Raw genomic sequence first — 13446 nt, 5'->3', positions numbered from 1 at the left:
TCCACACCATGACCGCTTCACCGTCCGAGGCTTCCAAGGAACAGCGCAAGGTGACGCTGTACCGCAACGGTTCCGTCTACACCGCGGCGGATCCCTTCGCTACGGCCATGCTGGTCGACGGTGACACCGTGGCCTGGGTCGGCTCTGAACAGGCCGCCACGTCCATCGCGGACTCCTCCATGGAGGTCATCGACCTGCAGGGCGCGCTCCTTGCCCCCGGCTTCGTGGACTCCCACGTGCACCTGACAGAGACCGGCATCGCCCTGGACTCGCTCCAGCTCGGCGGGGTCCGCTCCGCAGCCGAACTGCTTGACGCCGTCGCCGGCGCCGCCGTCTCCGCTTCCGGCGCGGGCGGCACGGTGCTGGGGCACGGCTGGGACGAAACGCTCTGGGCCGACCCGGTCCTGCCCAGCCGCGAAGAACTGGACCGCGCCGCCGGCGGCCGGCCGGTATACCTGTCGCGGGTGGACGTGCACTCGGCCCTTGTCTCCGCTTCCCTGGCCGCCGCGTCCGGCCTTGAGAGCCTCGACGGCTACGCCGCCGACGGGCAGGTCAAACGGGCCGCCCACACCGCCGCGCGGCGCGCCGCCCGGAACCTGCCCGCCGGTGCCCTGCGCCGCTACCAGGAGGCCGCGCTGGCGGAGGCGGCCGCCAACGGCTATGTCGCTCTCGCCGAAATGGCGGCACCGCACATCGGCAGCATCGAGGACCTGCAGCTCGCGGCCGGCTGGAACGCCGCCGACCGGCCAGGACACGCCGTTCCGGAGATCCTGCCCTATTGGGGCCAGCTTGCCGTTTCCGCCGAACAGGCCCGGTCCATCCTGGACAGCCTTGGCGTTTCTGTCCTGGGCCTGGCCGGCGACCTGAACATGGACGGTTCCATCGGTTCACGGACCGCCGCGCTCCGCGGCGACTACAGCGACGCGCCGGGGGAGCGGGGCACCCGCTACCTCTCGGTCGATGAGGCCGCAGCGCACCTCGCGGCCTGCTCAGTGCTCGGGATCCAGGCAGGCTTCCATGTGATCGGCGACGCCGGGCTCGACGCCGCGCTGGACGCCCTGGACCAGGCCGCCGCCGAAGTCGGGGAACAGCGCGTCCGTGCCGCCGGCCACCGCCTGGAGCACGTCGAAATCGCCGACGTGGACGCCATCCAACGGCTGGCCAAGTACTCGGTGACCGTCAGCGCGCAGCCCGTCTTCGACGCCCTCTGGGGCGGCGGGGAGAGCCTCTACGCCCAGCGGCTTGGCGCCCGCCACGCCGCCATGAACCCCTTTGGCTCGTTCTACTCCGCCGGCGTGCCGGTGTGCTTCGGCAGCGACAGCCCGGTCACGCCGCTGCGGCCCTGGTCCAGCGTCCGCGCCTGCCTCGAACACCACAACGCCGATGAGCGGATTTCTGCCCGCGCAGCCTTCCTGGGCCACACCCGGGCCGGCTGGCGGGCGGCCCGGTACCGGAACCCAATGGCGGGCCAGCTTGTCCCCGGCGCTCCGGCGAGTTTCGCGGTCTGGGAAGTCGAAGAACTCATGGTGCAGGTGGCCGACGGCCGGGTCCAGTCCTGGAGCACGGACCCGCGCGCCCGGACACCGTTGCTCCCGGCACTGGACACCGGCACCTCCCCGGTCTGCCTGCAGACCGTGCGGGACGGCGTCGAACTCTTCTCCAACGGCTCACTCGGACGATAAGCGCCCTGCCGGGCCGGACCACGCCGGCACGCCCGGGCGGTCCACACCGGCCGGTCCGCGCCGGACCACGCCGGCACGCCCGGGCGGTCCAGACCGGCCGGTCCGCGCCGGACCACGCCTGCCGGGCCGGCCGCCCGGCCTCGGCGTGCTGACTGACTATAATGGGGAGCTGTGCCTGTCGTCGGCTAACTGCCGACAGCCCCGGCCCTCCGACCGCTCCCTCCAAGGAAAGGCCCCGCTGTGCGTGTCCTCACGATCATCCCGACCTACAACGAGCTGGAATCGTTGCCCAAGACCCTCGGGCGTCTCCGCACCGCTGTGCCGGCCTCCGACGTCCTGGTGGTTGACGACAACAGCCCCGACGGCACGGGCCAGCTGGCGGATCGAATCGCGGCTGAGGATGGCCAGGTCCACGTCCTGCACCGGGAGGGCAAGGCCGGACTCGGCGCGGCATACATCGCCGGCTTCAAGTGGGGCCTCGACGCCGGCTACGACATCCTTGTCGAGATGGACGCCGACGGTTCGCACAAGCCGGAGCAGCTGCCCCAGCTGATAGAAGCAGTCGAGCAGGGTGCAGACCTGGCCATGGGTTCCCGCTGGGTACCGGGCGGCAGCGTCGTGAACTGGCCGCTGTACCGGCAGGCCATCTCCCGCGTTGGCAGCACCTACGCCCGCATCATGCTGGGCGTCAAGATCAAGGACGTCACCGGCGGCTTCCGTGCCTTCCGCCGGAGCACGCTGGAGAAGCTCAACCTCGACTCCGTGGACTCGGTGGGCTACGGCTTCCAGGTGGACCTCGCCTGGCGTGTGGCCAAGCTGGGCCTGAACATCGTGGAGCGTCCCATCACCTTCGTCGAGCGCGAACTGGGCGCGTCGAAGATGAGCGGCAACATCGTGGTCGAAGCCATGATCAACGTCACCAAGTGGGGCCTCACCGCCCGCTGGAACACCCTAAGCCGCAAGCTCGGCCGCAAATAGACTCAGACGCGCAAAAGGCCGGGCCGGCACCTCAACGAGGTGCCGGCCCGGCCTTTTGTGCGTGGGCGCGGTTGCTAGGCCGAGCGGCGTTCGCCGCGGCGTTCGCGCAGGATGGTGAGCCGGTCTTCCAGGATCTGCTCCAGCTCGGGCAGGGAGCGGCGTTCCAGCAGCATGTCCCAGTGCGTGCGGACGGCCTTCTCGTTGCTGTTCACGGGGCGTTCGCCGTCGACCAGCAGGGCCTCCTTGCCGGTCTTAGAAACCCAAACCGGGGGGATCTCCGCTTCGGAGGAGAAGGTCACGAACACCTGCTCGCCGTCCTCGCAGCGGTACTCGACCCGCTGGCGCGGAGCCGGTTCGACGCCGGATTCGGTCTCCATGCTCTGTGCGCCAAGGCGCATACCCCGCAGGCTGCGATCGCTCATCTTTTCTCCCTTATGATCGGTTCGCAGGGCCGGGCCCTGCGCTAGCCGGGGGCCACTGGGACCTCGCCGGACTACTTGTTGCGTGGCGTTCCCCACTGCAGGAATCGTCAGTAGATATAACGCCGCGCGAAGCGTAATTGTTCCGGCAAGCTGAACCGTCCGGACAAATACTCAAGTATACGCGGGAGCGGCACCTCAGGTAAAGCCGCTCCCGCGTCGGGTGAAGCGACCGAAAGCAGCTGCGGGAAAAGCGGCAGGGACAAGCGGCAGAAAAAAGGGAGACACCCGCCCGAGCGGGTGCCTCCCTGTAACTACGGTTGTAGCGTCCCGACTAGGCCTCCGGTGCGGAACCCGCGGCCGTCGCGGGCTCCGTCGACGTTGCGGCAGAGGCAGCCGCGGTCCCGAACGGCCCGTCCGAGCGCGGGTCGGGGTTGGTGCCGCCAAGGGCGCTGCCGATCCCCTTGAGCGCCTCGCCCACCTCGCTGGGGATGATCCACAGCTTGTTGGAACTTCCCTCGGCGAGCTTCGGCAGCGTCTGCAGGTACTGGTAGGCCAGGAGCTTCTGGTCCGGGTTGCCCTTGTGGATGGCGTCGAAGACCTTCTGGATGGCCTGCGCCTCGCCGTCGGCCCGCAGAATGGCTGCCTGGGCATCGCCTTCCGCCTTCAGGATCGAGGACTGGCGCTGGCCCTCGGCGGTAAGAATGGCGGACTGCTTGGTGCCTTCGGCCGTCAGGATGGCGGCACGGCGGTCCCGCTCGGCGCGCATCTGCTTCTCCATCGAGTCCTGGATGGAGTGGGGCGGATCAATCGCCTTGAGCTCCACCCGGGAGACCCGGATGCCCCAGCGTCCGGTCGCTTCGTCCAGGACGCCGCGCAACTGGCCATTGATCTGGTCGCGCGAGGTCAGCGCCTCTTCAAGGTTCAGCCCGCCGACCACGTTGCGCAGTGTGGTGGTGGTGAGCTGCTCGACGGCCTGGATGTAGTTGGCAATCTCGTAGGTAGCGGCCCGCGCGTCGGTCACTTGGAAGTAGACGACGGTGTCGATGGACACCACGAGGTTGTCCTCGGTGATCACCGGCTGCGGCGGGAAGGACACCACCTGTTCGCGCAGGTCGAGGAGGGGCAGGAGCCGGTCAACGAAGGGAATCAGGATGGTGAGGCCCGGGTTCAACGTCCGCTGGTACTTTCCCAGGCGTTCCACGACGCCGGCGCGCGCTTGCGGGACAATCCGCACCGAGCGCACCAGCACGATTATTACGAACGCAACGAGTACCAGCAGCACTATTGCGACTGCGATATCCATACATCACCTTTTCCCCAGTTATGTGGTTTTGCTGTGCGCGGCAGTCCGGCTGCCGCTGATCCTGCGGCCGGTGGCGGCAACAGGAAGATTGTGCCCCGAGAGGCGGCTCGGAACGGTCGCAGCCTTACAGCGCCTCCGGTTCCGGCGACGGGTTCGGTTGCGGCTCAGGCTGCGGGTCGACGACGGCGGTGGCACCGTCAATGGACCTGACGACGGCGTGCTGCCCGGGAGTCAGCACGCCGGACTCCGAGCGGGCGCTCCAGATGTCGCCGCCGATCTTGACCAGGCCGCCGTTGGCGCTCACGGGTTCCATGACGAGCGCGGATTCGCCGATCAGGCGTTCGACGTTGCTCCGCTGGTCGGCCGGGCTGCTGCGAAGGTGCTTGAGCGCCACCGGCCGCACGAAGCCGATCATGAGCAGCGAGACGACGCTGAAGACAACGATCTGGAGCCAGAAGTCCGCGCCGGCGAAGGCGGCGACCAGCCCGGCCAGGGCACCGCCGCCGAGCATGATGAAGAACAGATCGAGGGTGAGCATCTCCACCACGGCAAACACCAGGAAGACCGTGAGCCACAACGCCCACCAGTTTTCGGCCAGCCAGTCGAACATCATTCCCCCTTAGCCACGCAGCCGGGCCTGCAGGCACAGGCCCTCCCTAACGTGGTTCCATCCTAAGCCGGACGGCAAGGACGCGGGCAGGGTGCCAGGATCAGCCCGGGAACGTGGCCAAGTCGTTATCGTTCAGCGGCCTGTTGCGGAGACTGCAACGGTGCGAAAACACCGATCCGGAAGCGGGCGGACACTGCTGTGCGGGCCGGCAGTCCTGCCACCCTGGCGGCCAGGGAGGCAGGGTCAAGGTGGTGCCCGGCGGGCCCCATCAGGGCGAGATTGGCGACGTCGGCGGGCGCCAGGCGCAGGTCCAGGTCCAGGTCCCGTCCTTCGTGCGCGTGGAAGTGCCCGGCGAGTGTCGCCGCGAGGCGCTCCTCCTTGGCCGGCTCGATTCCCAGCATGCCGGTCTGTCCGGCGATCTCGGCCAGGTGCCCGGGCCGGGGGGTCACCACGATCAGTCGGCCGCCGGGCCGGAGCACCCGGGCAAACTCAGCCGCGTTGCGCGGCGCGAAGACCACGGTGACGACGTCTACGGCGTCGTCCGCCACAGGGAGCGGCTGCCACACGTCGCCGACGAGGTTGACCGCCTCCGGGTTCAGCCGGGCCGCCCGGCGAAGCGCGAATTTTGAGATGTCGATGCCGATGGCCGCAGCCGCCACACGGTCCAGCAGGGCGCGAAGGTAGTGCCCGGTGCCGGTGCCGGAGTCCAGCACCGCGGACCCGGCTTCGGCGAGGAACGGGGCGGCAAGTCCGGCGACCGCCTCGGCCAGGGGACGGTAGTGGCCGGCGGACAGGAAGTCGAAGCGGGCCGCGACCATCGCCGCGGAGTCCGCTTCGAAGACGGTGCCCTTGCCCGTCAGGAAGTTGAAGTATCCCTGCTTGGCGGCGTCGAAGCTGTGCCCGGCGGCGCATATCAGGGAGCGCCCACCGCTGCCTGCCGTGAACGGCCCCCGGCACACGGGGCACACGAGGGCGGCGAGGGAAGCGGCGGGCATAAAGTCAATCGTAGGGCCGGCACGCTCCGGCGGCCGCCCTGAACTCCCGGCGGCGCCGCGCGGATGTGAGGTATTTCACCTCACGGACGCCAGCGGTTAGGCTCGCACTCGTGAAATCCGAACATCTTCCCCTGCTCAAGTCCGTTTCGGCTCCCGCGGTGCACCCTGACGGCTCCCGTGCCGTCGTGGCCGTGGTCCGCCCCGATTTCGACGCCGACGCCTACGTGGGCCAGTTGTGGAACGTGCCGGTGGATCCGGCACTGCGACCGCGCCGGCTGACCCGCGGCTTCCGTGACACGGCACCGGATTTTTCCCCGGACGGGCAGGTGCTGGGGTTCCTCCGCGCCGAAGCCGGCGGCAAACCGCAGCTGCACGTGGTCGAGGCCTCGGGCGGCGAGCCCGTGGTGCTGACGGATGCGCCGCTGGGTGTCAGCGCCTTCACCTGGTCCCCGGATTCGCGCAGCATCGTTTTTAGCGCCAGGACGCCCGAGGACGGCCGCTACGGCACGGTCGACGGAGTCTCGGCCGGCGGCGAGGATGCCCGGCTGATCACGGACTACCAGTACCGGATGAATGGCGTCGGCTACACGGCGGATAAACCCCTGCAGCTCTTCGTCATCCCGGTCCCGGACCTGGACGAGGAACCGAGGGTGGCCCCGTCCGGCCGGGCACTCAAGGCCGCCAAGGCCGCAGAAGAAGGCACGGCTGCCGCGGGCCTGCCGGAGGCGCGTCAGCTCACCACAGCCGCGACGGACCACAACGGTGCCACCTTCAGCACCGACGGCGAAGCCGTGTACTTCACCGCCGCCCTGCACGATGGCAGCGACGAGGACCTGGTGAGCGGAATTTACCGGGTTCCGGCTGATCCCCAAGCCGGGGGAGAGGGCCCCGAGTCCGTGCCCCTCGGCGACACCGGACGGCTGTCCGTCACCGCCGTCCGGCAAAGCCGGGACGGCCGGTGGCTGTACTTCTCGGCGCAGGACCTCGGCGCCGAGGGCAAGGACTTCGTGGCCCGCAACACGGCGCTCTACGTCCTGCCAGCCGGCGGCGGGGACGCTGTCCTGCTCAGCGATCCGGAGACCACGGATCTGAGCGGCGGCGGGATTGAGCTGCGCGGCGCAGACGGCGCCCTGGTCCTGAATAACGCACGGGGCACCGTACAACTATTGGAGTTCGGCCCCACCGGGCAACGCGGCGTTCTGCTCGATGGCGAGCGCGTGGTTAGCGGCGCGGCCGACGGCGGGGGAACACTGGTCCTAAGCTTCGCCGATGCGGAAACTGCCGGAGACGCGGCGGTCCTTGAGGGAAGCGGCCGGCTCCGCGTCGTGAGCGACTTCTCGGCGCCGCTGCGTGACGAAGCCGGGATCATCGCCCCACAGGAACTCACCTTCGCGTCAGGGGACGGCTACCCGGTGCACGGCTGGCTGGTCCGGCCGGCGGGCGACGGTCCGCACCCGGTGCTGCTCAACATCCACGGCGGCCCGTTCGCGCAGTTCACCGGGGCGCTGTTCGATGAGGCCCAGGTCTACGCGGCGGCCGGGTATGCCGTCCTGATGTGCAATCCGCGCGGCTCGGCCGGCTACGGCCAGGCCCACGGACGCTCGATCAAAGAGCGCATGGGCACCGTCGACATGCAGGACGTCCTGGCCTTCCTGGACGGGGCGCTGCAGAAGTTCGAGGAACTCGACGGCGCGGCCCTCGGCATCATGGGCGGATCCTACGGCGGCTACCTGACGGCCTGGACCATCAGCCACGACCACCGCTTCAAGGCCTCCATTGTGGAGCGCGGCTTCCTCGATCCCGTGAGCTTCACCGGATCCTCGGACATCGGCTGGTTCTTCGGCGGCGAGTACACCGGCCGCACCGCGGAGCAGATGGCGGCGCAAAGCCCGATGGCCCGGGTGGAGCAGGTGCGCACTCCCACCCTGGTCATCCACAGCGAGGAGGACCTGCGCTGCCCGGTGGAACAGGGCCAGCGCTACTTCACTGCCCTCAAGCAGCAGGGCGTGGAGGCTGCCTTCCTGGTCTTCCCGGGCGAGAACCACGAGCTGTCCCGGTCCGGAACGCCGCATCACCGCCGGCAGCGCTTCGAGCAGATCCTGCAGTGGTGGTCACGGCACCTTCCGACGGCGGCCAATCCGGCGCCGGCGCGCGGCGCAGCGAACAACGCGGCAGGAAGCTCGGGAAACTAACCGGCCGGCTCGTCCGGCAGGAACCCCAGTTCCTGCCGGGCGTGTTCGATGTCCGGCTGGGCCCAGCGGGCGGCGTATTCGGCGTTGCTGCTCAGGGAGCGCAGCTCGGCCCGGTCCAGGTAGATGATCCCGTGCAGGTGGTCGGTCTCGTGCTGGACAATGCGGGCCTGCCACCCGGTGAAGTCCCGCTGTTGCGCTGTGCCGTCCACCGCGGTGAAGTCCAACCGCACCGATTCAGGCCGCAGCACCGCCGCCTGCAGGCCGTTGAGGGACAGGCAGCCCTCGTAGAAGGCCTTCTTGGCCGAGCCCAGCGGCACGTAGCTCGGGTTGAGCATGGCAAAGAACGGCAGGGGCTCCCGCCCCCGGGCCGCGGCTACCTCCGGGTCGACGTCGAACCGGTCCTCCAGGACGGCTATCTGCAGGGGGATTCCCAGCTGCGGTGCGGCGAGCCCGACGCCCGGTGCTTTGTGCATGACCCTGCGCATCAGATCGATCAGCCGGCTGAGTTCGGCGTCGTCCAGCTGGCCGGTGAAGGGCACCGCCTGCTGCCGGAGCACCGGGTGGCCCACCTGGACGATGGGCGGAAGCACGCCTGCGTTCAGGATCTCCTCAACAGCCTCCTGGATGCTCTCGGTGCTGATCTCGGCGGTGGGGGCGATGGTGTTTGCGTCGTTCGTCGTGTCTGAAGACATGGGAACAGACTACTGGCGACCGCACGCTGAGGTGACGAAATCGTAAATGCGTCCCCGCAGTTGTGACCCGGCGTCGATCTTCAGGGTTCCCCGACGGCCGCCGACGGTGACCTGCACCGGAATCAGCGTCCCCACCTTGTCCTCCGCCACGGCGTGCGGGTCGCACCGGGCCGGGCGGATGCCGAGCCGCACTTCGTGCACCGGCCCGGCCGCATCCACCCGGAGGCCGCTGGGCCAGGGCGCACTCGTGTCTTCTTCCAGCAAGGTGGTCCCGCCGATGCTGTCGATCGTAAGGGTCCCGCCGCCACCGGCTGCCGCCGAGGTTCGCGGGGTGATGACCAGGTGCAGGACGGCAGCTCGGGCATCTGCGGACACCTCGAGGCTGGGGCTGAGCCGGAAGCCGGCCACCGAGGCGGCGGCCTGGGCAACGCACATTTCGGCGTTGTTCCGAGGCAGGACTCCGAAAGGATCGGCCGCTGTTGCGGTGAGCGTCTTTTCCGGTGTTCCGGCGGCGGCCGCCACCCGGACCTCGACGACTGCGCCCGGCTCTGCAGGTTTTGAACCGGACGGCGCGGCCTGGCCGGATCGCGGCGCCGGATCGGGGCAGGCGGCGGCCGGCAACCGGGCCGGCAGGCTCTTTGTCTGGCCGGGCGGCAGCTCCGTCCCCGCTGCCGCCGAGGTCCAGTGGATTCCGTCAGCAAAAAGCGGACTCCGCAGACCGGCTGCGAGCACGGTGACCGCCTCGCCGGTGGTGTTGGTCAGCTGGATCTCTACGATCCGCTTGCTGTAGTTGTCGCGGAACTGGCTGATCTCCGCGGTCAGCGGTCCGCTTCCGGAAGCCGCCGGCGTCGCTCCGCTTCCGGTTGCTGCCGGGCCCGTGCCCGGACTGCACGATGCCGCCGCCAGGACGACCAGCACTGCGGCGGACCACCGGAGCGTCGGGGGAAGGCTACCCATGCGGTCAGTCTAGGCCGCGGCACCGCAGCCGGCACGCCTGGGGCGCAGTTCGGCTAGTCTCGGTCCATGACACCGACACCCCTGGACTGCGTGCTCGGCCTGCTCCGGGCCATTGAAGCCGGCGGCGGCGCGGAGGCGCTCGGCCCCTTCCTGGCCGAAGACTACGTCCTGACCGAGGCACCCCACCTGCTCGCTCCGGGGGGGTCCACCCGCAACCGGGACCAGGTCCTCGACGGTGCCGAGCACAGCGGCGAAATCGTTTCCGGGCAGCGCTTCGAAGTCCAGCGCAGCACGTGCGAGGGAGGCCGGGTGGTCCTGGAGGCCGAGTGGTCCGCGACGGTGCTGATGGATCTACCGCATTGGGACAAGGGCGACGAAATCCGGGCCCGGACCGCCTCGGTGTTCGAGGTGCGCGACGGCCGGATCATCAGCCAGCACAGCTACGACTGCTACTACACGCCGCACTGAGGGCTCCCGCCCCGGCTACTGCATGGTGAACCGGCGGGCCACGAAGCTGTTGACGGCCGGGACGGCCGCCGCGGCGGCCAAGACACTGTTGCGTGCGGTCAGCGGGCCTTCGCGGAGCGGCCGGCCCAGCGCCATGTTGATCTCCGACTGCCGCGCCGCTCTGGCGGCCTGGCGCATCCGCTGCCGTTCGAACGCCGGCAGGCCGTTGCGGTTGCCAGCCATGAGCTCCGGCACGAGGGGTGCCAGCGCCAGGGCGTCGAGCCAGCCCAGGCTCATGCCCTGACCTCCAATCGGGCTGATCTCGTGTGCCGCGTCCCCGATCAGAATGCAGCGGTCAACCACCAGTCGGCGGGCCAGCCGGGCACGCACGCCGAAGCCGCTGAGCATGCTGTTGCTGCCGGGGTCGACGTCGACGCCGGTCCGTCGCCGGACCTCCCGTGCCAGCCAAACGGCGTCGGCCGAGCTCCCCGCCGGAGCCCCGGCCGGACCGAGGCGAACCACCCAGCGGCGCAGCTTCCCCGGCAGCGGGAACGACTCGACGATCCCGCCGCTGGCCAGGAACAGCGCCGCATCCGGACCAAGTCCGGTGCCGTCGGCGAAGTCGCCCATGAGGTAGCGGTCCGGGTAGTCCCGGCGCCGCAGGGGCACGCCGAGCGCAGCCCGGGCCGCGGAGCGGACCCCGTCCGCGGCGATCACGAGGGGAGCCGCGAAGCTCACCGACCGTCCGCCCAGGCAGGCCTGTACCGTGACCTGCCGGCCGTCGTCGTGCAGCCCCTCCACCCGCACGCCCCGGCGCAGCGCGTCCGGGTCGAGCTCCTGCAGCCGCCCCTCCAGCACCGCCTCGGTGCGACCCTGCGGCAGGGAGAGCACAAACGGGAACAGCTCGGACACCCGGGCGAAGGACATTTCGGCCAGCATGGTGCCGCGGTTGAGGGCAATGCCGCGCCGGATCTGGACGCCCCGGCGGATGAGCTCCTGATCCACGCCGACGTGCCGCAGGGCATCGAGTGCCGGCGGATGGATGCCAATGGCCCGCGAGTGCGGTTCCGGCCCGGTCCGCTGTTCGAGCACCGCGACCCGCAGCCCCCGCTGCAGCAGCAAAGCAGCCATGAACAGCCCCACCGGACCGCCGCCGATGATCACGACGTCCGTCGCGGCGTCGGTCATGGTCCCGCCCCGGCACTCCGCCCCCGCGCCCTGTCCAGGATCAGCAGGTTGCGGAACGGGGCGCGGGCCACCACGGCCCAGCCCGGGGGAGCCGCAGCGCGCAGTTCCGCCGAGGTGTAGCTGCGCCGGATCGACGTCAGGCCGTCCTGCCGGATGTAGGAGCCCCGGAACGGCAAGGCGCCCGCATAGAACAGCGAATAGGCGGCCGGGCTGCGGCGGAGGTCGTTGTGGATCACCGTCCCGGCACTCAGTGCGGCCGATTCGGCAAGGAAGCCGGCCAGCGCGCCGGCGTCCAGGTGGTGCAGCACATGGTTGGAGACGACGACGTCGTAGCGCTCACCTTCGCCGAGCAGTTCCGCCGCTGTCTGCCGCCGGAACGTCACGCCGCCCCGGGTGCGCCGGGCGGCCGCAAACGCAGCGGCCCGTGGGTCCGGATCGATCGCAGTGATCTCCAGTCGCAGCCCGTCCCGGGCCGCCCAGCGGGACAACAGCACCGGGACGTCGCCGCCGCCGCAACCGATGTCCAGCAACGTGGTGGCCGACTCCGCGGAGAGCAGCGGCTTGATCTGCTGCCGGTAGATGCCCCTCCAGCCGGACACAGCGCGGTTCACCAGGGCGAACTGGGCGTAGGTCCGTTCCAGCCTGGCAGGATCGCAGTCGGGCCGGTCCATCTCCTCAACGGCATCCAGGGCACGCGTGCGCAGCAGCACCATGGCGCCGGTGCTCAGGCCAGAGCCGATGCCGGCCGGGGCACGCCGGGGCGCTGCAGGTCGGCCTCACCGCTGGCCGCCCGTGGTGCCGTGATCTTGGTGAAGAGCGCGGTCTCCACCGTCAGGCCCGGGCCGAATGCCATCGAGCAGATGCGTTCCCCGCCATCGTCGTCGGCTGCCAGCGCACCGCCGGTGTCGGCGCCGTCGGTGCCAGCGCCGGGCGCGGGAAGGTCGAGGATGTGCCGGATCACGAAGAGCACGGTGGCGCTGCTCATGTTGCCGTAGTTCCGCAGCGTTTCGCGCGCCGGGATCAGCTGTTCGTCGCTGAGCTCCAGCCTGGACTGCACCTTGTCCAGGATGCTGCGGCCGCCGGGATGGATGGCCCAGTGCCGGATGTCGCGGTAGGGGAGTCCGAGGAGCGAGGCATCCCGGGACAGGAGCGGTTCGAGGGCGTCGATGATGTGGTCGTCGATGATGTGCGGGACGTAGGTGCCGAGGACCATTTCGAATCCTTCGTCGCCGATGTTCCACGCCATCGCTTCCTCGCCCACCGGGGTCAGGACCGTTTCGAAGTGGTCAAGGGTCAGCAGGGCCGGCTGGTCCGGGATGTCGCGGGCACTGATGATGGCGGCCGCCGCGCCGTCGGCAAACAGCGCGGATCCCATAATCGTGTCCGGGTCGTTGGAGGTCCGGACGTGGAGGGAACAAAGTTCGGCGCAGACCACCAGCACCACGGCCTCCGGGTCCGCGTCGCAAAACGATTTGGCCGCGCGCAGTGCCGGGAAGGCGGCGTAGCAGCCCATGAAGCCGAGGTGGTAGCGCTGGACCGAGGGGTTCAGCCCGAGCGCACGGACAATCTTGTAGTCGGGGCCGGGGTTGAAGAAGCCGGTGCAGGACACTGTGACGAGGTGGGTGATCTCGCGGGCTTCGATGCCCTGGCAGGCCGCCAGCGCCTTGTCCGCCGCCTCGATGAAGAGCTTGCTGGCTTCGGCCGCGAAGATGTCGTTCCTGACTTTGGTGCTGGGGCTCAGCAGCAGGCCGGTGGCGGGGTCGAAGAACTGCGGATTCTCCGACCGGCTGCCGGTGGTGAGCTCCCCGACGGCGGTGTAGCGGGTGTCGATGGCGGCGGAGTCGAAGCAGGTGCTCACCAGCCGGGAGCCGAGCCGGCTGAGCCCCGGCTGGGCGGCAAACACGTCGCGGGCCTCGGACTGAATCAATACGGTGGGCGGGACAGCAGTTTCCAGGGACCTCAGGTAGACCGTCATGGTTC

At 69.7% G+C, this 13446-nt stretch carries 13 protein-coding genes; 4 read left to right on the top strand and 9 right to left on the bottom strand.

Features of this window, described 5'->3' with window-relative positions:
* Positions 1-8 precede the first annotated feature (8 nt).
* Positions 9-1682 (top strand): amidohydrolase, encoded by a 1674-nt coding sequence (locus AC1DB8_RS06440; protein WP_476892517.1) that lies wholly within the window; start codon positions 9-11, stop codon positions 1680-1682.
* Positions 1683-1922: 240 nt separating this feature from the next.
* Entirely contained in the window at positions 1923-2660 is a 738-nt protein-coding gene (locus AC1DB8_RS06435) for a polyprenol monophosphomannose synthase (protein WP_441417783.1), read from the top strand.
* Between the two features lie 74 nt (positions 2661-2734).
* On the opposite strand, the gene AC1DB8_RS06430 is transcribed toward AC1DB8_RS06435, so the two are convergent.
* The 4 genes from AC1DB8_RS06430 to AC1DB8_RS06415 form a co-directional block, all read right to left on the bottom strand.
* Positions 2735-3082 (bottom strand): RNA polymerase-binding protein RbpA, encoded by a 348-nt coding sequence (locus AC1DB8_RS06430; protein WP_026266329.1) that lies wholly within the window; start codon positions 3080-3082, stop codon positions 2735-2737.
* Positions 3083-3413: 331 nt separating this feature from the next.
* Complete coding sequence (locus tag AC1DB8_RS06425; RefSeq protein ID WP_476892516.1) at positions 3414-4385, bottom strand: SPFH domain-containing protein; 972 nt, start codon at positions 4383-4385, stop codon at positions 3414-3416.
* A 124-nt stretch (positions 4386-4509) separates the two neighbouring features.
* Positions 4510-4995 carry an NfeD family protein gene (locus AC1DB8_RS06420; RefSeq protein WP_441417883.1) on the bottom strand — a complete coding sequence of 162 codons (486 nt, stop codon included), beginning with the start codon at positions 4993-4995 and terminating at the stop codon, positions 4510-4512.
* A 125-nt stretch (positions 4996-5120) separates the two neighbouring features.
* Positions 5121-5990: a methyltransferase domain-containing protein gene (locus tag AC1DB8_RS06415; protein ID WP_476892515.1), complete on the bottom strand. Its 870-nt coding sequence runs from the start codon at positions 5988-5990 to the stop codon at positions 5121-5123.
* Positions 5991-6100: 110 nt separating this feature from the next.
* Here AC1DB8_RS06415 and AC1DB8_RS06410 point away from each other — a divergent pair, with 110 nt between their 5' ends.
* The gene (locus AC1DB8_RS06410; RefSeq protein WP_476892514.1) at positions 6101-8182 is read left to right on the top strand and encodes a S9 family peptidase; all 2082 of its coding nucleotides are present in this window, start codon (positions 6101-6103) and stop codon (positions 8180-8182) included.
* Here AC1DB8_RS06410 and AC1DB8_RS06405 read toward each other — a convergent pair.
* Positions 8179-8874, bottom strand: a complete 696-nt coding sequence (locus AC1DB8_RS06405; RefSeq protein ID WP_476892513.1) for a peptide deformylase — start codon at positions 8872-8874, stop codon at positions 8179-8181. The genes AC1DB8_RS06410 and AC1DB8_RS06405 overlap by 4 nt on opposite strands.
* 9 nt (positions 8875-8883) lie before the next feature.
* On the bottom strand, positions 8884-9831 hold the full coding sequence (locus tag AC1DB8_RS06400) for a hypothetical protein (protein ID WP_476892512.1): 948 nt from the start codon (positions 9829-9831) through the stop codon (positions 8884-8886).
* Positions 9832-9897: 66 nt separating this feature from the next.
* On the opposite strand from AC1DB8_RS06400, the gene AC1DB8_RS06395 reads away from it, so the two are divergent.
* Entirely contained in the window at positions 9898-10299 is a 402-nt protein-coding gene (locus tag AC1DB8_RS06395; RefSeq protein WP_476892511.1) for a nuclear transport factor 2 family protein, read from the top strand.
* 15 nt (positions 10300-10314) lie between these two features.
* Here the strand turns inward: AC1DB8_RS06395 and AC1DB8_RS06390 are convergent, their stop codons facing one another.
* From AC1DB8_RS06390 to AC1DB8_RS06380, 3 genes are read right to left on the bottom strand one after another with little or no spacing between them, the layout of a single operon-like run.
* A complete protein-coding gene (locus tag AC1DB8_RS06390) occupies positions 10315-11466 on the bottom strand; it encodes an FAD-dependent oxidoreductase (protein ID WP_476892510.1) in 1152 nt (383 codons plus the stop codon).
* Positions 11463-12179 carry a class I SAM-dependent methyltransferase gene (locus AC1DB8_RS06385; protein WP_441417775.1) on the bottom strand — a complete coding sequence of 239 codons (717 nt, stop codon included), beginning with the start codon at positions 12177-12179 and terminating at the stop codon, positions 11463-11465. The genes AC1DB8_RS06390 and AC1DB8_RS06385 overlap by 4 nt, the downstream gene beginning before the upstream one ends.
* Positions 12180-12190: 11 nt before the next feature.
* Positions 12191-13441: a type III polyketide synthase gene (locus AC1DB8_RS06380; protein WP_476892509.1), complete on the bottom strand. Its 1251-nt coding sequence runs from the start codon at positions 13439-13441 to the stop codon at positions 12191-12193.
* Positions 13442-13446: the final 5 nt, after the last annotated feature.

It is taken from the genome of Arthrobacter sp. 10N410 (genome assembly GCF_056394945.1).
This window is presented reverse-complemented; position numbering and strand designations above follow the sequence as displayed.